This window comes from Streptomyces sp. 8N114 (assembly GCF_052245835.1).
In the GTDB taxonomy this organism is placed as follows: domain Bacteria; phylum Actinomycetota; class Actinomycetes; order Streptomycetales; family Streptomycetaceae; genus Streptomyces.
Genome location: NZ_JBQQBT010000002.1, coordinates 275,174 through 295,690 on the forward strand (window position 1 = coordinate 275,174; position 20,517 = coordinate 295,690).

Here is a 20,517-nt window from a genome sequence, read left to right on the forward strand (position 1 = left end):
ACAGGAGTCACTTCGTCCGGAGCGTATGTACTCACGCGTCACACCGCATGTCCACAGCAACCCTCGTCATCCGGCCGTCATCCTGACGACATACGCCCCCTTCTGCACGGGAGTTCGTACGACTACCGTCCCTCATATGGTGATTCGCCCGCGGCCCGGCCGCTCCCGGTGGAAGACCGCTGCCCTGACCTCGGCGGCGCTGCTCGTTCCGCTGCTCGCCACCACCTCCGCGCGGGCCACCCCGGGCTCCGCGGCGAACTCCCCGGCCCCGCGCACCGGATTCGAGCGCTCCCACGGTGCGCGCTGGACGACTCAGCCCGAGGAACAGCACTTCCTCCGCACCGTGGACCGGGCCAGCAGCCGCGTCACCCTCGACACCATCGGCCGCACCGAGCAGGGCCGCCCCCTCCAGCTCATCAGCGTCGGCGCCCCCGCGCCGCTGAGCCCGGAGACGGCGCGAGGCGGCAACTCCGTGCTGCTCGTCTGCTCCCAGCACGGCGACGAGCCCGCGGGCCGTGAGGCGTGTCTGAGCACCGTGCGGGATCTGGCGTTCGCCGAGGACCGCGCCACCCGGCGCTTTCTCTCCCGTACGACACTGCTGGTCATCCCCACCGCCAACCCCGACGGCCGGGCCGCGGACACTCGTGGCAACTCCACGGGCACCGACATCAACCGCGACCACCTCGCCCTCCAGACCGCCGAGGCCCGCGCCATGGCGGCCGTCCTCCGCGACCGGCGCCCCGACACCGTCTACGACCTGCACGAATACAGCGCCCACGAGCCGTACTACATCAAGGACCTGCTCTCCCTGTGGCCCCGCAACCTCAACACCGCGCGCGCTCTGCACCGGGAGTCCACGGCGCTGTCCGAGAGGTATGTACGCCCCGCCGCACAGGACGCGGGCTACAGCACCGGCATCTACGGCATCTGGACCGACCCGGAGACCGGCGAGCCCGTCAAACAGGTTGCGGGTGACGGGCAGGAGCGCATTCTCCGCAACACCGTGGGCGTCAAACACTCCGTCGGCCTGCTCGTCGAGACCCGCACCGACCCCCTCACCGACGAGGAGAAGTCGGACGACGCCACCAACAACCGCCGCCGCGTCGGCTCCCATCTGGCCGCGCTCAAGGGCGCGTTCGACTTCGCCGACACCCACCGCGGCCGTATCGAGGCGGCCACCGACCGGGCTCGCGCCGAGGGCCTCGCCGACCGTGGGCCCGTCTACCTCGATGGCGCGGATAACGATGAGCCCGCCGACGACCAGGTGCTGACCGACCCTCCCTGCGGCTATGCGCTGACCCCCGAGCAGTGGCACGACGTCAGCTCAACGCTCCAGCTGCACGGCGTGCGGGCCGAGCGGCGCGGCGACGGCGCGTTCGTGCCGCTGCGCCAGTCGCAGCGCGCGCTGGTACCGCTGTTGCTGGACGGACGCGCGAAGTTCGGGCTGACGGCGGGGACACCGGTGGCGCAGTGCGATTGAGCGCGGCTCGGGCCGGTCACCCGGCGGCAGAGCCCGGCGGCCCGACCAGCCGGGCGGCGTCCACCGCGCAGCCCCAGGAGACGGTGACGCCCGCGCCGCCGTGCCCGTAGTTGTGCACGCAAAGCGACGTACCGCCCCGCCCGTCGGGCACCTGCTCGGCCTCCAGCCGGACACTGTGCCGGAACGGACGCAGCCCAACCCGGTGTTCGAGGACGGTGGCGGTGGCCAGCTCCGGGTGGACCGCGGCGCACCGCTCCACGATCGCCGCAGCGGTCGAGGGGTCGGGCTCCCGCTCCTCGGCGCCGTCCTCCGCCGTACCGCCGAGGGCCAGCCCGTAGGGCTGCGGCAGGACGTACGTCGTCTCACTGGCGCTGTCGCTCGCGGCGACGTACCACTCCTCGATGCCCGGGTTCTCGACGACGAGGATCTGACCGCGTACGGCACGCACCGCCGGGTCGGGCACCAGTTCGCGGGCGCCGAGTCCGGTGCAGTTCACGACGGTGGGCGCCGCGGCTGCCGCCTCGGTGAGGGAGCGGGCCGCGCGCTGCTCCCAACGCCCGCCCGCGGCCTCGAACCGGCCCACCAGATAACGGAGATAGCTCGGCATGTCGACGAGCGGAGCCCGGGGAGGGGTGCCGGTCAGCGCGCTCCACTCCGGGGGCGGGGTGCTGCCCGGCATCCGTCCGCGCACCAGCCGTACCCCTGTGGTCGGCGGTTGCTCGGCGAGCCAGGAGAAGTGCCGGAACGAGCGGACTGCCCAGTCGAGGGCCTGCTTCTCCGGCTCGATGCGGTACGGCCAGATCAGGCCGCCCGCAACTGCGGAGGTCGTGCCACCGGGCGGCTGCGGGCTCCACACCCGTACGTCCATGCCGCGTTCCGCCAGGATCACGGCCGTCGTCAACCCGATGACCCCGCCGCCGAGAACGACCACGCCCCCGGCGCCGCCTCCGCGCTGCCTCGCCTCACCCATGTGTCACCTCACCCATTCCGCGACACTACGCCGCGGGAACGCCCCCGGTCAGCGGCTCAGCGCTGTCAGCAGCGCCAGCGGGGTGGCCGCCGCCCATGCCTGCGGTGAGCAGGCGTGCGGGTAGGGGACCGGCTCCGGGAAGTCCTCGCGGTCGTACCCGGCCAGCACCTCCGGCAGCCGGTGATCGCATCGCGCGGCAGCGGCCAGCAGCCCCTCCGCCAGCCGTGCGGCCTCGGCCCGCAGGCTGTAGCGGGCCAGACCGAGCGCTATCAGCGCGTTGTCCTGCGGCCAGATGCTGCCGCGATGGTAGGAGAGCGGGTGGTACGCGGCCTGGCCCGCGGCCAGCGTGCGTACGCCCCAGCCGGAGAAGAAGTCCGGCTCCAGCAGCCGCCGTCCCACCGTCTCGCCCCGGCGCTGTCCCAGGATGCCCGACCACAGCAGATGCCCCGCATCGGAGGCGAGCGCGTCCAGACGGCGTCCGGTCTCGTCCAGCGCGAGCGGCGGGAAGCCGCGGTCCGGCAGCCAGAAGTCCGCCCCGAAGCGCTCGCGCAGCCCGGCCGCGGCCCGCTCCAGCCGGCCCGCGTAGCCGGGGTCGTCCCAGGCCGTACGGGCGAGCTCGGCGGTGCGGCACAGCGCGTCGTACGCGTACCCCTGCACCTCGGCGACCATCACGGCGCCGGTCGGCAGGGTGCCGTCGGCCGCGCAGATCGCGCCGGGGGAGTCCTTCCAGTTCTGGTTGGCCAGACCGCCGTTGTCCGGCCGGTAGGCGAGGTAGCCCAGGTCCTCCAGACCGCCATGAGCGAACATCCACTGCACCGCGGCCCGCGCCTGCGGCTCCAGGTGGCGGGCGAGCTTCTGGCCTTCGGTGCCCTGCTGTTCCGCGTAGGCGCCGAGGAGGACGAGGAAGAGTGGGGTGGAATCGACGGATCCGTAGTAGCGGCCGTACGGCACCTGTCCGAAGGCGGCCAGTTCGCCGTGCCGCACCTCGTGCACGATCTTGCCGGGCTCGGCCACCCGCGCCGGATCAGTCGTCTCGGCCTGGGTGGCTGCCAGCGCCAGCAGGGTGGCCTCGGCGAGCTCAGGGCGGAAGGGGAGGGCGAAGAAGGAGGTGAGCAGCGAGTCCCGGCCGAACAGCGCCAGGAACCAGGGCACTCCGGCACCCGGTACCCGCAGCGGCACATCCGCCGGTCCCGGGACGGTGATGCACAGCCCGGCCAGGTCGGCCAGCCCCTGCTCACAGGCGCGGGCCAGCTCAGGGCGGGCGGTACGCCGGCTCGGGCACGGCTCGGCCGCCACGAACGCATGCCGCGCGGCGGCCAGTTCGGAGCGTATGGACGCCGGGTCCCGGGCTCCGTCCGCTCCGGTGGCCGAGTCGGCTTCCGGCGCGCCGTGCGGCAGCGCCGCCACCCGCAGCCGCAGCTCGACCGCGCCGTGCGGCGACGGCTCCAGGAGCCAGCTCATCCTGCGTGCCGTGCCGTCGGTCTCCGTCGTCTCGGCGGCCACGGTCTCAACGGGTGCGGGATCGGCGGTGATGACCGTACGGGCATGCCAGTCAGCGCCGCGCCGGTAGTGGAACTCGATCCCGTCCGGGCGGCTGACAGTGCTGCGTACGGCGTCAGGGCGCGGGTACTCGTGGTGCGGCGAGCGCAGTTCCATCTGGTCGGCGAAGTCGGCGTCAACGGTCAGGCTCAGCCGTACCGGCGCCGCCGAGCCCTGGTTGCTGACGACACGTATGCGCTCCGTCAGCACCCCGTCCGCCACGGCCTGTTCGCGGAAGAGAGTGCACCCGGGCGGCGCCTCGCGGGTACCGCGCGGGGTCAGTACCGCGGCGGCCGGGTCGGCGCCCCGGTCGGGCTCCGGTGCCGGGACGAGCACCGTCGGAGCCGACCCGTCGAGCGTCAGCTGCCAGCGGCTCAGATGGCGGGTGTCACGGCGGAAGAGCCCGTCCGGCGTCGTCGTAGCCGGGGTTCCGGCGATGTCCCCGGAAGGGGCCAGCACCGCGAAGGTGCCGTCGTGCACGAGCAACCGGTGCTCGGTCCCCGTCATCGGTTCACGGCCCCTTCTCGGACGCGGGCACCGGCGCGGGCGCCGGAATGTGCGGTGCGGCGCCGGACGCCGCCACTGGAACGGCCGTACGGGGAGCGGGCGCCGCGCAGGCCGGGTCCCGGGCGAGCAGGTCCAGGGCGAGCGCAGCCGTCCAGCTGAAGTCGCGGGCACCACGGCCCTGCCCGGTGTACGGGTCGAGGTACTCCGCGAAGCGGCTGGCCGCCGCGGCATGCAGCACCTCGGCGGCCAGCGCGTCGGCGCACGCGCTCTCACCGTGCTGCCGAAGTCCGTGCTCCAGCAGCCAGTTGACGTTGAACCAGGCGGGACCGCGCCAGTACCGGCACCGGTCGAAGGCAGCGCCGCGCAGGTCGTAACTGGGCAGCAGCCGCACGGTGGTGCCCAGGCCGTAGTGCTCGCCCGAGACCGTACGCAGCAGCGTCTCCACGATGTGCCGGGGCAGCTCCGGGGCCACCAGCGGCAGCAGCCCGGCGGCGCTGCGCTCGGCCACCAGCCGCCCGCCATGCCCGTCCCGCGCGGCGTCCCCCGCCGCGTCGCCGACGGCTTCCGCGCGCAGGTCGCGGCAGAGGAACTGCCCGGCCTCGGGCGACCACAGCCGCTCCACCAGCGCCTCGGTCAGTGCCGCAGCCCGCTGCCGGTGCGGGCCGGGGCCCCCGTCCAGCACCTCGGCGATCCGGGCCAGTGCGTACTCGGAGGCGATGAACAGGGCGTTGAACCCGGGGTCTTCCACGGCGAAGGAGTGCGGGGCCCCGGCGTCGTGGTAGCCGTGGTCGCGGTACTCGGCGGCCAGCCGCACATAGCGCCCGTAATCCAGGTCGGTGGGCCGGTCGGCCGCCGTTCCATGCACCAGGTCGGCGCGCCGGAACGTACCGGCGGCGGCGGGCTCGATCCGGGCCAGCGGACCGTCCCAGCACGGGCTGTTGTCCATCCCCGGCTCCCAGGGGTGCACCACGGCGGCCAGCCCGTGCCCGCCCAGGTCGCGTTGGTCGGACAGATAGCGGTGCCAGGCCACCAGCCGCGGATACACCCGGGCCAGAAAGCCGCGCCGCGCCGACGTACCCGGATCGGCGCTGTGCACCAGCCAGGCGGCGAGCGCGTGCACCGGCGGCTGCACCACTCCGGACGTCTCCACCGTGCGCGGCGCACCGGCGGCGGCGCCCGCCGAGGACGAGCGCCAGAAGTCGGGGCTGGGGAAGTACGCGTCGAGCGGCACCGCGCGGTTGAAGACGATGTGCGGCACCCGCCCGTCTCCCCACTGCGCTCCCAGCAGCGTCTCCACCTCCTGCTGCGCCCGCACGGGGGAGAGATGGCGCAGCCCGATGGCGATGAACGCCGAGTCCCAGCTCCACTGGTGCGGATACAGCCCGTGGGACGGCACGGTGGAGCTGCCGGTCCAGTTGCCGAGCAGCACCTGGCAGGCGGCGCGGCGAAGGGCGCGGCGCGCTTCGGGCAGCTGCGGCAACTCCGGGGGGCGGGACGGCGCGGAGTCGGACGCGGAGGTGGACGCGGTGCCGGCCGGCGCTGAGGGAGGCGTCACCGTGCCACTCCACCGGTGCGGGCGGCGAGGAACGGTGGTATGGACCTGAGGGCCTCCGCGGGGTCCGACTCCGGAGACAGCCGGCACTCCACGGCCAGACAGCCGCTGTAGCCGGCGCTGTCCAGGGCGCCCAGCCATGCGGACCAGTCCAGGTGCCCGGCACCCGGCTGGTACCGGTTGGAGTCGCTGACCTGCGCGTGCCCGATGTACGGGGCCGCCGCCAGGATCGCCGCGGGCGGGTCGGCCTCCTCGATGTTCATGTGGTAGCTGTCGATCCCGATCCGGACGGAGTCCAGGCCGACGGTACGGATCAGCTCCGCCGCCTGCTCCAGCCGGTTGACCATGTGGTCCTCGTAGCGGTTCAGCGGCTCCAGGAAGAGGGTGACGCCCTCGGCCCGGGCATGCTCGCCCAGCGTCGTCAGCCCGTCGAGGAGCACATCGCGGTCCTCCTCCGCACTGCGGGGCGGGGTGAAGGGCGGCAGCCGGCGCGAGAACATCCCGTACGAGGCGGGGGTCTGCGCCCCCACGCCGCCCAGCTCGGCGATGACGGTCAGCTGGGACCTCAACTGGGCGAGCGCGTCGCGGCGTTGGTCCGCGTCGAACGCCGCGAAGAAGTGCAGCATGTCGACGCAGACCGTCGGCATCACCACGCCGTCCGCCTTGGCCCGGCGCAGTTCGGGCAGCCGGTCGCGGAAGTGGAAGTCGCCCTTGCCGCGCAGCTCGATGCCGTCGTATCCGGCCTCCTGGGCGAACTCCCACTTCTGCTGGAGGGTTTCGCCCGGGAGCAGCTGCTCCTGGCAGGCCGTCTTGAACATGGTTCGCCTTTCGGGAGGTCGGAGGGTGGTTGCGCGGTGGGGCTCGGTGCGGAGCACCAGGGGGCCCTGACAAGAGGGGCCGTCAGAACTCGAGCACCACCTGCAACGCATCCTCCGGCCGCTCGTCCAGCAGCACATACGCGTCTGCCGCGTCGGTCACCGGCACCACATGGCTGACCAGCGACTTGACGTCCACCCGTCCCTCGGCGACCAGCCGCAGAAAGGTCCGCTGCAACCGCTCGACGGTCCACCGGCCGGAGAGTGCCTGCGGGACGCCGCCGATCTGCGAGCAGACCAGCTGGGCCCGGTTGTGGTGGAACTCGTCGCCGAGCCGCAGCCCGGTCCCGTCCCCCTGGTAGAAGCCGGAGGCCACCACGCGCCCGCCGACCGCGACCGACCGCAGCGCCTCGTGCAGCGCGGGGTACGCACCGCTGATCTCGATCGCCGCGTCCGCGCCGCGCCCGTCGGTCGCCTCGCGGATCCGCTCCGCGACGGCGTCGGTACGGGCGTTCAGCAGCTGCTCCGCGCCATGGTGCTTCGCGTGCTCCAGCCGTACGTCCAGCGCGTCGACGGCCGTCACGCGGGCCCCGTTGAGCTGGGCGAGCCGGGTGGCCAGCAGGCCGATGACACCTTGGCCGAAGACGGCGATGTCCTCGCCGAGGTGGATGTCGGCGCCGAGAACGGCGTTGTAGGCGATGGCACCGACCCGCGCGAACGCTCCGGCCAGCGGGTCGAGTCCGTCCGGCAGGGTGTGCCCGGCCATCCGCTCGGCGGGAACGATGCCTTCGCTGCGGTGGCCCCAGATGCCCCACACCAGGTCGCCCACGCGGGGGATGTCCGGCGTGTCGGCCAACTCGGGCGAGACCTCCGTGACTTCGCCGACCTCCGAATAGCCCCAGCCTGTCACCGGGTACGCGATGCCCGCCGCGCCCTCCCGGAAGAGTCGTGCCTCGGGGTCCCAGCTGCGCGTGAGATAGGGATTGGTGCCCCGGTACGCGGTCAGTTCCGTGCCCGCCGATATGCCCGAGCAGCGGGTGCGGACGCGCAAGTGGCCGGGCGGCAGCGGTGCGCTCTCGTGCTCGGCCACCTCGACCGCTCGCGGGCCGGTGAACTGGACAACTCGCTCCACAAGGGACTCCGGACGGCTCGGCTTCGGCGGTTTCGTAGAAGATACATCGGGGTTACGTCTTGTGAACAGACAGAACTGGTGTTGAGATGCGTAACTCACAAGCTGAATTCGGAACGAACCGAAGTCGGAACCGAGGGTGAGGCATGCAGACGTGGACGCGGCGGTCGAAGGTGACCGCGGCCGGGCTCGCCGGAGTGCTCGGGGTGGGTCTCCTCGCTGGCTGCTCCGGGAATGCCGCGGCAGGCCCGGACAAACCGGACAAAAAACTTACGGTGTGGACGCTTGAGAACATGCCGGCGCGGATGGCGGCCACCGAGAAGATCGTCTCCCGCTACGAGCGGAAGACCGGCGTCCAGGTGAAGCTCGTCGGCGTTGACGAGGGCCAGCTGCCGCAGCTGATCATGTCGGCCGCCGCCGCGGGTGACCTCCCCGACGTGATCGCCGCGCTCCCGCTCGGCCAGGTCTGGCAGATGTACGAGAACGACCTGCTCAACACCAAGATCCCGGCCGACATCGTCAAGGAGCTCGGCCCTCGCACCTTCAACGCCAACGCGCTCCGGCTCACCGCCGACGGCGGCACCCGGCTGACCGTCCCCTCCGACGCCTGGCTCCAGCTGCTCGTCTACCGCAAGGATCTGTTCAAGAAGGCGGGCCTCGAGCCGCCCACCAGCTACGCCACCATGACGAAGGCCGCCAGGAAGCTCGACAAGGGCCGGATGGACGGCATCTCGCTGGCCACCGACCCGGGCGACGCCTTCACCCAGCAGAGCTTCGAGAACCTTGCGCTGGCCGACGACTGCCAACTGATCACCAAGGGCGAGGTGGCGCTCGACTCGCCCGCCTGCCGCCGTGCCTTCGCCACGTACCGGACGCTCGCCCACGATCATGGGCCGGTGGGCACCCAGACGGTCGACTCGACCCGCGCCACCTACTTCGCGGGCCGCTCACCCATGGTGATGTGGTCCTCCTTCCTGCTGGACGAGCTGGCCGGGGAGCGCGCGGACGCCCGCCCCAGCTGCGCCCAGTGCAAACGTGACCCCGGCTTCCTCGCCGAGCACAGCGGTATCACCACAGCGCTCAAGGGCCCGGACGCGGCGAAGGCCGCCCAGTTCGGGGAGATCACTTCCTGGACGGTGACCAGGACCGCCGAGACGGCGGCCTCCCGCGGCTTCATCGAGTACATGATGGGGGCCGGATACCAGGACTGGTACGGCATGGCCCCGGAGGGCAAGATCCCGGTCCGCGAGGGCACCGCCGACGACCCGGAAAAGTACACCCGGGCCTGGCGCAGCAGCAGGCTCGGCGTCGAGGCCACCCACCGCAAGCGGCTCGACGAGATCTACCCCGAGAAGCTGCTGGAGGAGCTGACCGAGGGGGTCGGTCACCTGCGCCGCTGGGGCATCACCGAGGGCGAGGGCGCCCTGGTCGGCGCCACCAACGGCGAGCTGCCGGTCGCCAAGGCCGTCGGCGAGCTGACCAGCGGACAGACAGGGCCCGGCGAGACCGCCCGCAAGGTCAACGAGGAAGTCGGCGCACTGCGGAGGTCCCTGCGATGAGCACCACATCCCCCACTCCGTCGAGCGCTGCGCCCACCCAATCCCCAAAGCCCGACAAAACAGGCATTAATGACAAAGAGGGCGGATCGGGGTCCCGTCGTCCCGACCGGCGCCCGCTGACCGGGGCCGCACGGGAGAACCGCGCCGGGCTGGCCTTCGTCACCCCCACCTTCCTGGTCGTCCTCGTGGTCGTCGTCCTGCCGATCCTCTGGACGGTGCTGCTGGCCTTCCAGCACGCCCGGCTGGTGGACATCCAGGGCATGAGCCTGTTCGGCAACTGGTCGCTGGACAACTTCGCCGGGGTCTTCTCCTCGCCCGGCTTCTGGACCAGCCTGTGGACGACGCTGCTGTACACCGTCGGCTCCACCGCGGGATCCGTGCTGCTCGGTCTGGTCGCGGCCCTCGCGCTGCGTCGGCCCTTCCGCGGCCGTGGCCTGCTGCGCGGATCGATGCTGCTGCCGTACGTGGCGCCCGTGGTGGCCGTCGCCTTCGTGTGGCAGATCGCGCTCAGCCCACAGTTCGGCATCGTCAACGAGTGGGGCGGCAAGCTGCTGGGCTGGGACGACCCCATCGCCTTCCTCTCCACCCGCTCCTACGAGGTCTCCCTGCTCGGGCTGCACTTCGAGGTGCCGCTGGCGCTGCTGACCGTCATCGCCTTCGAGACCTGGCGCTACTTCCCGTTCGCCTTCCTCTTCCTGCTGGCCCGCCTCCAGGCGGTCCCCGACGTCCTGGAGGAAGCCGCCACGGTCGACGGCGCCACGCCCACCCAGCGCTTCCGCTATGTCCTGCTGCCCCAGCTGATGCCGGTCATCGCGCTGCTGTGCGTACTGCGCTTCATCATGACGTTCAACAAGTTCGACGACATCTATCTGCTCACCGGCGGCGGCTCCGGCACCGACGTGGTGGCCGTACGGGTCTACGACTTCCTCACAGCACGCTTCGACGTGGGTGCCGCCGCGGCCCAGGCACTGGTGCTCGCCGTCGTGCTGATGGTGCTGCTGGGCGTGTACTTCAAGTTCTTCGCCAAGAAGGTCGAGGAGGAGGCGTGATGAGCGGCATCCGTACGTCCCTGCCGAGCCGCGCGCAGTTCGAGGAGCGGCTCTTCGGAGTGCTCCGGCGGGTGGTGATCGCCTTCCTGGCACTGATCACCCTGGTGCCCTTCGGTTACATGCTGCTGCTGTCGGTGAAGCCCATCGACGCGCTGCTGCTGAATCCGGGCCAACTGTGGGTCTCCGCCGAGGACTTCACCCTCAGTACGTACGAGGAAGTGCTGAAGCCCACCGCCGAGGGCGGCCAGGGCTTTCTGCACATGCTCGCCAACTCCGCGCTGGTCTCTCTCGGTGCGGTGGTGCTGACCCTGCTCGCCGCCATTCCCGGCGCCTACGCGGTCAGCCGGCTGAAGTTCTTCGGCAACAGGCAGGTGAGCGTCCTCTTCCTCGCGGTCTACCTCTTCCCGGCGACGCTGCTGGCCGTGCCGCTGTTCGTGATGTTCGCGAAGATGGGGCTCCAAGGCAGCCTGGTCGGACTCGCCATCGTCTACATCGCACAGACCGTGCCGGTGTCGATCTACATGATGAAGAACTACTTCGTCACCATCCCCTACTCCATCGAGGAGGCCGCCGCCCTCGACGGCTGTACCCGGCTGCAGACCGTGCGCAAAGTGGTCCTGCCGCTCGCCGCGCCCTCGCTGATGGCGACCGGGCTCTACGTCTTCATGATCGCCTGGAACGAGTTCCTCTTCGCGCTGCTCTTCCTGGCCGCGCAGCCGGAGAACTGGACGGTCTCGCTCGGCCTCCAGCAGCTCGCCAACGGCGTCGAGGTCTCCAAGACGGTGCTGATGGCAGGATCGGTGGTACTGACCATCCCCGTCGTCCTGCTGTTCTTCGCCGCCGAACGGCTCCTGACCGAGGGCCTGACCAGCGGCGCGGACAAGAGCTGAGCGGCCTGGAGCCGCCCGGCGGACAAGAGCTGAGGAGAGCATGACCGGTACCACCGGCAACCAGTCGAGCGCGGGACATCTGTTGCAGCTCATCCGGGACGGCCGGGCCACCACCCGCGGTGCACTGCAACAGGCCACCGGGCTGTCCAGGTCCACCGTCGGCCACCGCCTCGACCAGCTCTTCGCGGCGGGCTGGCTGCGCGAGGGCGAGGCCACGCCGGCGGCGGGCTCCACCGGCGGGCGCCCCTCGGCACGCCTGGAGTTCGACGCCGGGCACGCCGTGGTGCTCGCCGCCGACCTCGGTACCCGGCACGCCACTGTCGGCGTGCTCGACCTCGCCGGGAACGTGCTGGCCGAACGCTCGGGCGAGATGGTCATCGGCGACGGACCCGACCGGGTGCTCGACCGGCTCGGCCAGTGGTTCGCCGGGCTGCTCAAGGAGCAGGGCACGGACCCGTCCCGGGTCTGCGGTATCGGTCTGTCGGTGCCGGGGCCCGTCGACTTCGACTCCGGACTGGTCATCCAGCCGCCGATCATGCCCGGCTGGGACGGCTACCCGCTGCGCGAGCGGATGCAGGAGGCGTACGCGGCACACGTCCAGGCGGGACCGTCCGTTCCCGTCCTCGTCGACAACGACGCCAACCTCATGGCCTATGCCGAACAGCGCGTCGGCCACCCCGACTGTGCGGCCTTTCTGCTGATCAAGGTGGCCACCGGCATCGGTGCGGGCGTTGTCGTGGACGGGCAGCCCTACCGCGGCATCGACGGCGGTGCGGGCGACATCGGACACATCCGGCTGCACGACTGCCAGGACGCGCTGTGCATGTGCGGCAACTACGGCTGCCTCGCCGCCGTCGCCAGCGGGCGCGCGCTGGCCAACCAGCTCACCGCCGCCGGCGTGCCCACCACCTCCGGCTCCGGCGTCCGCGACCACCTCGCCGCGGGCCGGCCCGAAGCGGTACGGCTGGCCCGCGAGGCCGGGCGCCGCGTGGGGGAGGTGCTGGTCACCGTCGTCACCCTGCTCAATCCCGGCGTCCTGATGATCGCCGGGGACCTGGCGGGCACCCCGTTCCTGACCGGCGTACGGGAGCTGCTGTACCAGCGCGCCATGCCCCGCACCACAGCGCACCTCAACGTCGTCACCTCCCAACTGGGCGAGCGGGCCGGCCTGATCGGCGCCGCCGGCATGGTCGTCGAGGACCGCTACGCCCCCGACCGCGCCGACGCCCGGCTGGCCGCGTCCGCGTACGACCGTCCCACCTCGAAGGAGACCGCACCGTGAGCCCACCCTGGCCCGGCCCTCCGATACGTGTCGGGCTCGTCGGCGCCGGGCCGTGGGCCCGCACCATGCACGCCCGGATGCTCGCCGCCGGGCCCGAGACCGAGCTGACCGCCGTCTGGGCGCGCAGACCGGAAGCCGCAGCACAGGTCGCCGTGGAACGCGGCTCGAAAACCGCGGCCTCCTTCGACGAACTCCTCGACCAGTGCGAGGCCGTGGCCTTCGCCGTACCGCCCGCGGTCCAGGCACTGTTGGCGCCGCGCGCCGCCCGCGCGGGCCGGGCGCTGCTGCTGGAGAAGCCGCTGGGGCCCGACCTGGCGGCTGCCCGCGCCGTCGCCGACGCGGTGGCGGAGAGCGGCGTCGTCTCCCAGCTGGTGCTGACCAAGCGCTACCACCCGGCGACCCGGCACTTCCTCGCCCGGGCCCGCGAGCTGACGGTCACCGGGGCCCGCTCCTGCTATCTGCACGGCGCGTTCCTCGGCGGCGACCAGGCCACCGCCTGGCGACTGGAAGCCGGCGCCCTGCTCGACCTGGGCCCGCACCTTCTCGACCTGCTCGACCTCGCGGTCGGCCCCGTCACCGCCGTACGCGCCACCGGCGATCCGCGCCGCTGGACCGAGCTGACCTGCGAGCACGAGAACGGTGCCGTCAGCCAGGCCTCGCTCTCCGGCGCGGTCGCGCTGCCCCGGGCCCGTACCCGTATCGAGCTGTACGCCCCCGAGGGAGAGCTGGTCTACGACACCGCGGACCTCGACCACGAGGAGTGCTGGCCGGTCCTGCGCCGCGAGTTCGCGACCGCGGTGCGGAGTGGCTCCGCAGGGGACATCGACGCCCGACGCGGGCTGCGGCTCCAGGAGTTGCTGGAGCAGGTGGTCCGGTAGCAGCCAGGGCACCCGGCAGGGGGCTGCGCTTGCCCACCCTGCGCCCTGGGGGTACCCCCTGCTCGAAGAGCTTGGGGGAGCAGACTGCCCAAGCTTCGCAGGGGGACGCGCGCCCCGTAAGGGGCGCGGGGAACTGCGCGCCAAGCCACAGCTCACCCGCAGTCCGCAACCGACAGGCAGGGGCACCCCCTCACCGCACCAGCGGCGGATCAACTTCCCGCAGTTCCCCCTCCCTCATCTCCACCCACCTGGTGATCCCCAACTCGCCCAGGAACGGGACGTCATGGCTGGCGACCACCAGCGCTCCCTCATAGCCGGACAGCGCCTCCCGCAGTTGCCGCACGCTGGCGAGGTCCAGATTGTTGGTCGGCTCATCCAGCATGAGCAACTGAGGGCCGGGCTCGGCCAGCATCACGGCGGCGAGGGTGGCACGGAAACGCTCGCCCCCGGAGAGCGTGCCGACGGCACGCTCGGCGCGCGGGCCCCGGAAGAGGAACCGGGCAAGCCTGGCGCGGATCTGCTGATCGGTCGCCTCGGGCGCCAACGCGGCGACGTTCTCGACGAGGGACAGCGCGTCGTCGAGCACATCCAGCCGCTGGGGCAGATAGCGCAGCGGCACATGGGTGCGTACCTCTCCCGCGGCGGGCGGAAGTTGTCCGGCGATGGTGCGCAGCAGCGTCGTCTTACCCGCGCCGTTCGGGCCGACCAGCGCGATCCGGTCGGGCCCGGCCACGCCGAGCGAGACACACGCGCCGTGCCGCAGCTCCACCTCGTCCAGCTCCAGCACCCGCCGTCCGCGCGGCACCGCGGTGAACGGCAGCTCGACACGGATCTCGGCGTCGTCCCGTACCCGCTCGGCCGCCTCCTCCAGTCGTTCCTTCGCCTCTTCGAGGCGCTGCTCGTGCAGGTTGCGGTGCTTTCCGGCCGACTCCTGCGCCTTGCGCTTGCGCGCGCCCATCAGGATCTTCGGCTCGCTCCCGCCGGCCTGGATCTTCTTGCCGTACCTGGCGCCGGGCCAGCTTGGTCTGCGCCTCGGCCAGTTCGCGCTGCTGCCGCCGTACGTCCGTCTCGGCCGCGCGCACCATCCGCTCGGCGGCCTGCTGCTGGGCGGCGACGGCCTCCTCGTACGCGGCCAGATTGCCGCCGTACCAGGTGACCTCGCCGCCACGCAGCTCGGCGATCTGGTCGACCAGCGCAAGCAGTTCGCGGTCATGGCTGACGACGACGAGGACGCCGTGGAAGGAGGCGACCGCGTGGTGGAGTCGCCGACGGGCCGCCCGGTCGAGGTTGTTGGTGGGCTCGTCGAGCAGCAGCACATCGGGCCTGGCCAGCAGCAACGCCGCCAGCCGCAGCAACACCGACTCGCCGCCGGACACCTCGCCGATGGTCCGGTCCAGCCCCACGTGAGCGAGGCCGAGCTGGTCCAGCGTCGCGCGGGCCCGCTCTTCGACGTCCCAGTCGTCGCCGATCGCGGTGAAGTGCTCCTCGCTGACGTCGCCTGCCTCGATGGCGTGCAGCGCGGCCCGGGTACGGGCGACGCCCAGCGCCTCGTCGACCCGCAGGGTGGTGTCGAGGGTGAGGTTCTGCGGCAGATAGCCGACCTCTCCCGCGACCTTGACGTTCCCCGCCTGGGGGCGCAGCTCGCCCGCGAGCAGCTTCAGCAGGGTGGACTTCCCACTGCCGTTGAGCCCGATCAGGCCGGTGCGGCCAGGGCCGACGGTCAGCTCGAAGTCGGTCAGGACGGGGCTGCCGTCCGGCCAGCTGAAGGTCAGCCGGGAGCAGACGAGAGAGTGAGCAGGGGGAGTTGGCACACGGGCCTCCTGGTCGCATCGCGGTGGGGGATGAACAACGCGGGAGACACCGGGCCCCGGCAAGAACGCCTGGGGACGGAATTCAGAAGGGAGGAGAAGAAGGCGCAGCGGCCGGCCGACTCGCTTCCGAGGTCACACACGTGGCACACAGACAGGGCACACGGTGTCTCAGACCTCAGATACGCAACGGCCTCTCCAATCGACGGCGACAGGGCCGTCCGGGACGATACGCGTGCGCTTTTGCCGCCCGCAAGCCGTTTTCCGGGTGCGCGCGCCCCGCGGATCTTGCGTACCCCGCATGGGGGCAGGGGATGGAGGTGCTGGTGCGCTTGTGACCACCCCACTGGCGGCGGGACCGGAACGACCCGGCATACTCCCAGCGCACAACAGCGAACGGCGGGAGCGTGCAATGAAGAGTGCGGTACGGGGGGTCGCGGGCATAGCCTGCGCGAGCAGTCTGGTCCTCATGGTGGCGGGATGCGGCGGAGGGTCCGGGAAGGACTCCGCCGACGGTTCGGGTTCCACCGATGACAAGCAGGAGCAGTCGGCGGGGGTCGGCATCGTCAGCCGCGCCCAGGCCGACAAGCTCATCGACCACTACGAGAAGGTCAACAACCGGGCCAACAAGAACTCGGACCCGAAGCTGCTCTCCACCGTCGAAGGTGGCGCGGTCTTCGAGCAGAGCAAGGCCACCTTCAAGATGCAGAAGACCTGGTCGGCGAAGGAACGTGCCGACTACCGGAATCCGTTCCGTTACGTCGACCGGAAGTTCTACATTCCCCGGAAGGGGAGCGCCGACTGGTTCGCGATGGTGGCGCATTCCAAGTCGCCGGGGGAGAAGAAGGGTAAATACCCCGGCATTCTCGTCATGGAGAAGCAGAAGAGCGGCGACTGGAAGATGGTTGCCGGCAGCTACAGCGAGACCAAGTGGCTGCCGAAGTTCGCCAAGGACAAAAACGGCTTCGTGGAGCCCGTCAACGACACCGCGAAGAAGTCCGGCGCCGTCGCTCCGGACTCCCTCTCCGGCTCCCTGCTGGACCTCTACACCAAGCAGGGCTCCACCCAGAACGGCTTCCGCGCCTCGAAATCCACAAACGCGATCCGCAAGATCCCCAAGACGCAGAACAAGCTGCTCCGTCCCCATGCCGAGGCCACCTTCAGCCGGGGCGAATCGGCCCACGAGAAGATCCACGCGCTCCGTACGCAGGACGGAGGCACGTTCGCCGTCTTCAGCACCCAGGTGAGGGAGCACGACCGGGGCACCGAGCTCTCGGCGGTGGTCCACCCCTCCGACTCGATGAAGGTCTACGTCGGCAACAACACCTCCGCACCCGCCTTCTTCGTCGACTGGCTGCACATCTCCAGCGCCTACATCCCCCCGAAGGGCAAGAGCAGGCTCCTGGGCACCGAGTACGACATGACGGGCGCCGCCGCGGGCTCCGGCCAGGACGGCGAGATGCCGGGCGCCAACAGCTGAGCATGCCTTCGCGGGACTCATCGTTGCGGCGGAACCTTCCCCGCCGCAACGACGAGCAGCCACCCGGCACCAGGGTCCGGCGGTCTTTCGGCGGCCGTGACCTGAGGCCCCCCGAAAACCAGCCGGTCAGGCCAGACCGGCGCGGCGGAGGGCCTCCGCCATCTCGCTGTTGTTCGGCGCCGGCGCTGAAGCCCCCTGGCTACCACGGCGCTTGCTGCCGCTGCCTCGGCCGCCCTTGGGCGAGCCCCCCTGGGGAGAGCCGCCCTTGGGCGAGCCCTGGCGCTGCCGCGGGGCGCCCCCTCCCGCGCGCTTGCCGGCGGCGCGGGCCTCCGGCTCGTCGTCCAGCCGGAGCGTGAGCGAGATCCGCTTACGCGCCTCGTCCACGCCCAGCACCCGCACCTTGACGATGTCGCCGGGCTTGACCACGTCGCGCGGGTCCTTGACGAACGTCTTCGACATCGCCGAGACATGCACCAGGCCGTCCTGATGCACCCCGACATCGACGAAAGCGCCGAAGGCGGCGACGTTGGTGACCACACCCTCCAGGACCATGCCCGTGGTGAGGTCGCTCAGCTTCTCGACACCCTCCTTGAAGCTCGCCGTACGGAACGCGGGCCGCGGGTCACGGCCCGGCTTCTCCAGCTCCCGCAGGATGTCGGTGACCGTGGGCAGACCGAACGAGCCGTTCACGAACTCCTTCGCGTCCAGCGTGCGCAGCACCTTCGCATTGCCGATCAGCGAGGGCACATCGGCGCCCGTCTTCGCCACCATATCGCGCACGACCGGGTACGCCTCCGGGTGCACCGCCGAGGCGTCCAGCGGATCGTCGCCGCCCCGGATACGCAGGAAGCCCGCGCACTGCTCGAACGCCTTGGGGCCGAGCCGTGCCACGTCCTTGAGCTCCTGACGGCTCTTGAAGGGGCCGTTGGCGTCGCGGTGCGCGACGATGTTCTCCGCCAGGACCGAGCCGATGCCCGAGACCCGGGACAGCAGCGGCGCCGAAGCCGTGTTGACGTCCACCCCGACGCCGTTCACACAGTCCTCCACCACGGCGTCCAGCGAGCGCGACAGCTTCACCTCGGACAAGTCGTGCTGGTACTGGCCCACGCCGATGGACTTCGGGTCGATCTTCACCAGTTCGGCCAGCGGGTCCTGGAGCCGCCGGGCGATGGAGACGGCGCCGCGCAGCGACACATCCAGCTCGGGCAGCTCCTGCGAGGCGTAGGCCGAGGCGGAGTAGACCGAGGCGCCCGCCTCCGAGACCATCACCTTGGTCAGCTTCAGCTCCGGCTTGGCGGCGACGAGCTCACCGGCGAGCTTGTCGGTCTCGCGGGAGGCGGTGCCGTTGCCGATCGCGACGAGCTCCACCTTGTGCGCCTCGGCGAGCGCGGCCAGCTTCGCCAGCGACTGGTCCCACTGCTTCTGCGGCGCGTGCGGGTAGATCGTGTCCGTGGCGGCGACCTTGCCCGTCGCGTCGATCACGGCCACCTTCACGCCCGTCCGCAGCCCCGGGTCCAGACCGAGGGTGGCCCGGGTGCCGGCCGGCGCTGCGAGCAGCAGGTCGCGCAGGTTGGCCGCGAAGACCCGCACCGCCTCGTCCTCGGCCGCGGTCCGCAGCCGGGTGCGCAGATCGATGCCCAGGTGCACCAGGATGCGCGTACGCCACGCCCAGCGCACCGTCTCCGCGAGCCACGCGTCGGCCGGGCGGCCCTCGTTGCGTACCCCGAAGCGATGTGCGATGGAGCGCTCGTAGGAGCTCGGACCCTCCTCGGCCGCGCCGTCCTCCCCGGCCGACTCGGGCTCCATGCTGAGGTCGAGGATCTCTTCCTTCTCGCCGCGCAGCATGGCGAGGATCCGGTGCGAGGGCAGCTCGGTGAAGCCCTCGGAGAAGTCGAAGTAGTCGGCGAACTTGGCGCCCTGCTCCTCCTTGCCCTCCCGCACCTTGGCAGCCAGCCGGCCACGCTCCCACATGCGCTCCCGCAGCTCGCCGATGAGATCGGCGTCCTCGCCGAAGCGCTCGGTCAGGATCGCGCGTGCCCCTTCCAGGGCCGCGGCGGCGTCCGCGACGCCGTTGTCGGCGTCGACGAACGCGGCAGCCGCGGCGGACGGCTCCACCGTGGGGTCCGTGAGCAGCCCCTCGGCGAGCGGTTCGAGACCGGCCTCGCGGGCGATCTGCGCCTTGGTGCGCCGCTTGGGCTTGTACGGCAGGTAGATGTCCTCGAGGCGCGCCTTGGAGTCGGCGGCGCGGAGCTGCTCCGCCAGTTCCTCGGTGAGTTTGCCCTGCCCGCGCACGGACTCCAGGATCGACTCGCGCCGCTCCTCCAGCTCCCGCAGATAGCGCAGCCGCTCCTCCAGGGAGCGCAGCTGCGCGTCGTCGAGCATCTCGGTCGCTTCCTTGCGGTAGCGCGCGATGAACGGCACGGTCGACCCGCCGTCGAGCAGCTCGACAGCGGCGCGGACCTGCCGCTCGCGTACGCCGAGTTCCTCGGCGATCCTGCCTTCGATGGTCGTCGTCACGATGGTTCGTTCCGCCTTCTCGGTGCTGTGGTCCCCCGGTAGGCATGCATTGTGGCAGGCGGGTCCGACAGCCCCGCGCAGGCGGGCGCGACGGCGGCGCCCGTGGGCTGCCGTTCCGGCCGCTCCGCCGGCGCGTGAGCCCTGGTACGCCGGCCCTTGTACGTCAGCCCTTGCCGAGCAGGTCGGCGGGGAACGCGCCGGCCTCGGTCGCCGTCCGAGCGAACCCGCCGGCCAGTTCGGTCAGCCGTGCCACGCCCTCGGTGCCCAGGAACTCGTAGGGACGGCGGTCCAGCCGGTCGGTCTCCTCCTCCAGGCGCTTACGCAGCTCGACGCCCTGCTCGGTCAGCTCCCCCTCGCCGTCCAGCAGTCCGCGCTCGCTCAGCCGCTGCTGGGCAGCCGCCCAGTCCCGCTCGTTGTAGCCGCGGGTGCTCATCACCCACTTGGGGTTCATCCCGCGCCCGCTGGCCGTGTGGCTCACCAGGGCCTCCAGCGCGTCGAGTTCGGCGTTCTGGAGGGCCGCGATGTGGCCGTCCCCGCGGTGCTCGCGCAGCAGAGTCGCCGCATGCCACAGCGCCAGGTGCGGCGACTGCTCGACAGGGGGTATGGGCAGGTCCGCGTTGGCGGAGTGGAGCGGCCGTCCCGAGCGGGTGCAGCCCTCGGTCGCGCGAAGCGCCAGCCGCGCGGCCTCGGCCATCTCCGCCGAGTGGACGGTCTCCTCGCCCAGCAGACTGCGCAGCGTCGTGTCGACGGCGCGCAGCCGCGCAGCCAGTACGGTCTCCGGCGACGCCGCGTCCCACACCTCCGGGACGAAGCGGGCGACCAGCGCGTGGCTGTAGTTGAAGAAGGTGGCCGTCACCGTCCCCGCGCTCACGGCACCCAGCGGCGCGGACCGCGAGGCCAGATTGACCGCATGCGGGTCGTCGATGCCGTAGGGCGAGAGTTCCTTCCCCAGCGCGGGTGAGAAGTAGAGCGCGGAGTGCAGGGCGTTCAGGGCGTTGTGGCAGCGCCGCCCGGCGCGTTCGGGAAGTGGCGTCATGCCCGTACGCTACCGCTGGGTACATC

General features: G+C 71.6%; 14 protein-coding genes and 1 pseudogene. 7 read left to right on the forward strand and 8 right to left on the reverse strand.

Annotation, left to right across the window (positions count from 1 at the left end; genetic code table 11):
• The first annotated feature begins 136 nt into the window (after positions 1 to 136).
• Positions 137 to 1,480 carry a M14 family metallopeptidase gene (locus tag ACTWQF_RS06770; protein WP_443278038.1) on the forward strand — a complete coding sequence of 448 codons (1,344 nt, stop codon included), beginning with the start codon at positions 137 to 139 and terminating at the stop codon, positions 1,478 to 1,480.
• A 16-nt stretch (positions 1,481 to 1,496) separates the two neighbouring features.
• Here ACTWQF_RS06770 and ACTWQF_RS06775 read toward each other — a convergent pair whose 3' ends face one another.
• The 5 genes from ACTWQF_RS06775 to ACTWQF_RS06795 all read right to left on the reverse strand — a co-directional run bounded on the left by ACTWQF_RS06775 (position 1,497) and on the right by ACTWQF_RS06795 (position 7,995).
• Positions 1,497 to 2,450, reverse strand: a complete 954-nt coding sequence (locus ACTWQF_RS06775) for an FAD-dependent oxidoreductase (protein WP_443278040.1) — start codon at positions 2,448 to 2,450, stop codon at positions 1,497 to 1,499.
• 48 nt (positions 2,451 to 2,498) lie between these two features.
• Positions 2,499 to 4,496 (reverse strand): amylo-alpha-1,6-glucosidase, encoded by a 1,998-nt coding sequence (locus tag ACTWQF_RS06780; protein WP_443278042.1) that lies wholly within the window; start codon positions 4,494 to 4,496, stop codon positions 2,499 to 2,501.
• 4 nt (positions 4,497 to 4,500) lie between these two features.
• Complete coding sequence (locus tag ACTWQF_RS06785; protein ID WP_443278044.1) at positions 4,501 to 6,051, reverse strand: MGH1-like glycoside hydrolase domain-containing protein; 1,551 nt, start codon at positions 6,049 to 6,051, stop codon at positions 4,501 to 4,503.
• A complete protein-coding gene (locus ACTWQF_RS06790; protein ID WP_443278046.1) occupies positions 6,048 to 6,866 on the reverse strand; it encodes a sugar phosphate isomerase/epimerase family protein in 819 nt (272 codons plus the stop codon). The genes ACTWQF_RS06785 and ACTWQF_RS06790 overlap by 4 nt, the downstream gene beginning before the upstream one ends.
• A gap of 82 nt (positions 6,867 to 6,948) precedes the next feature.
• A complete protein-coding gene (locus tag ACTWQF_RS06795) occupies positions 6,949 to 7,995 on the reverse strand; it encodes a zinc-dependent alcohol dehydrogenase (protein WP_443278048.1) in 1,047 nt (348 codons plus the stop codon).
• Positions 7,996 to 8,138: 143 nt separating this feature from the next.
• Between ACTWQF_RS06795 and ACTWQF_RS06800 the strand changes: the two genes are divergently transcribed.
• Genes ACTWQF_RS06800 through ACTWQF_RS06820 form a run of 5 tightly spaced genes read left to right on the forward strand, consistent with a single transcriptional unit; the run spans position 8,139 to position 13,650 of the window.
• On the forward strand, positions 8,139 to 9,551 hold the full coding sequence (locus ACTWQF_RS06800) for an ABC transporter substrate-binding protein (protein WP_443278050.1): 1,413 nt from the start codon (positions 8,139 to 8,141) through the stop codon (positions 9,549 to 9,551).
• Positions 9,548 to 10,600 carry a carbohydrate ABC transporter permease gene (locus tag ACTWQF_RS06805; RefSeq protein WP_443278052.1) on the forward strand — a complete coding sequence of 351 codons (1,053 nt, stop codon included), beginning with the start codon at positions 9,548 to 9,550 and terminating at the stop codon, positions 10,598 to 10,600. The genes ACTWQF_RS06800 and ACTWQF_RS06805 overlap by 4 nt, the downstream gene beginning before the upstream one ends.
• Positions 10,600 to 11,490 (forward strand): carbohydrate ABC transporter permease, encoded by an 891-nt coding sequence (locus ACTWQF_RS06810; RefSeq protein ID WP_443278054.1) that lies wholly within the window; start codon positions 10,600 to 10,602, stop codon positions 11,488 to 11,490. The genes ACTWQF_RS06805 and ACTWQF_RS06810 overlap by 1 nt, the downstream gene beginning before the upstream one ends.
• A 40-nt stretch (positions 11,491 to 11,530) precedes the next feature.
• Complete coding sequence (locus tag ACTWQF_RS06815; RefSeq protein WP_443278056.1) at positions 11,531 to 12,772, forward strand: ROK family transcriptional regulator; 1,242 nt, start codon at positions 11,531 to 11,533, stop codon at positions 12,770 to 12,772.
• Positions 12,769 to 13,650 (forward strand): Gfo/Idh/MocA family protein, encoded by an 882-nt coding sequence (locus tag ACTWQF_RS06820; RefSeq protein WP_443278058.1) that lies wholly within the window; start codon positions 12,769 to 12,771, stop codon positions 13,648 to 13,650. Before ACTWQF_RS06815 ends, ACTWQF_RS06820 begins: the two co-directional genes overlap by 4 nt.
• A gap of 190 nt (positions 13,651 to 13,840) precedes the next feature.
• On the opposite strand, the pseudogene ACTWQF_RS06825 reads toward ACTWQF_RS06820, so the two are convergent.
• A pseudogene (locus tag ACTWQF_RS06825) lies at positions 13,841 to 15,461 on the reverse strand (ABC-F family ATP-binding cassette domain-containing protein).
• Positions 15,462 to 15,870: 409 nt separating this feature from the next.
• On the opposite strand from ACTWQF_RS06825, the gene ACTWQF_RS06830 reads away from it, so the two are divergent.
• Positions 15,871 to 16,938 (forward strand): hypothetical protein, encoded by a 1,068-nt coding sequence (locus ACTWQF_RS06830; protein ID WP_443278060.1) that lies wholly within the window; start codon positions 15,871 to 15,873, stop codon positions 16,936 to 16,938.
• A 126-nt stretch (positions 16,939 to 17,064) separates the two neighbouring features.
• Here the strand turns inward: ACTWQF_RS06830 and ACTWQF_RS06835 are convergent, their stop codons facing one another.
• Positions 17,065 to 19,455 (reverse strand): Tex family protein, encoded by a 2,391-nt coding sequence (locus tag ACTWQF_RS06835; RefSeq protein ID WP_443278062.1) that lies wholly within the window; start codon positions 19,453 to 19,455, stop codon positions 17,065 to 17,067.
• 163 nt (positions 19,456 to 19,618) lie between these two features.
• Entirely contained in the window at positions 19,619 to 20,491 is an 873-nt protein-coding gene (locus ACTWQF_RS06840; RefSeq protein WP_443278064.1) for an SCO6745 family protein, read from the reverse strand.
• Positions 20,492 to 20,517 lie beyond the last annotated feature (26 nt).

Coding starts and splice junctions, on each gene's coding strand:
- ACTWQF_RS06840 (WP_443278064.1), bottom strand. CDS start 20,491: ATGACGCCACTTCCCGAACGCGCCGGGCGGCGCTGCCACAACGCCCTG.
- ACTWQF_RS06775 (WP_443278040.1), bottom strand. CDS start 2,450: ATGGGTGAGGCGAGGCAGCGCGGAGGCGGCGCCGGGGGCGTGGTCGTT.
- ACTWQF_RS06790 (WP_443278046.1), bottom strand. CDS start 6,866: ATGTTCAAGACGGCCTGCCAGGAGCAGCTGCTCCCGGGCGAAACCCTC.
- ACTWQF_RS06805 (WP_443278052.1), top strand. CDS start 9,548: ATGAGCACCACATCCCCCACTCCGTCGAGCGCTGCGCCCACCCAATCC.
- ACTWQF_RS06770 (WP_443278038.1), top strand. CDS start 137: ATGGTGATTCGCCCGCGGCCCGGCCGCTCCCGGTGGAAGACCGCTGCC.
- ACTWQF_RS06800 (WP_443278050.1), top strand. CDS start 8,139: ATGCAGACGTGGACGCGGCGGTCGAAGGTGACCGCGGCCGGGCTCGCC.
- ACTWQF_RS06810 (WP_443278054.1), top strand. CDS start 10,600: ATGAGCGGCATCCGTACGTCCCTGCCGAGCCGCGCGCAGTTCGAGGAG.
- ACTWQF_RS06780 (WP_443278042.1), bottom strand. CDS start 4,496: ATGACGGGGACCGAGCACCGGTTGCTCGTGCACGACGGCACCTTCGCG.
- ACTWQF_RS06815 (WP_443278056.1), top strand. CDS start 11,531: ATGACCGGTACCACCGGCAACCAGTCGAGCGCGGGACATCTGTTGCAG.
- ACTWQF_RS06830 (WP_443278060.1), top strand. CDS start 15,871: ATGAAGAGTGCGGTACGGGGGGTCGCGGGCATAGCCTGCGCGAGCAGT.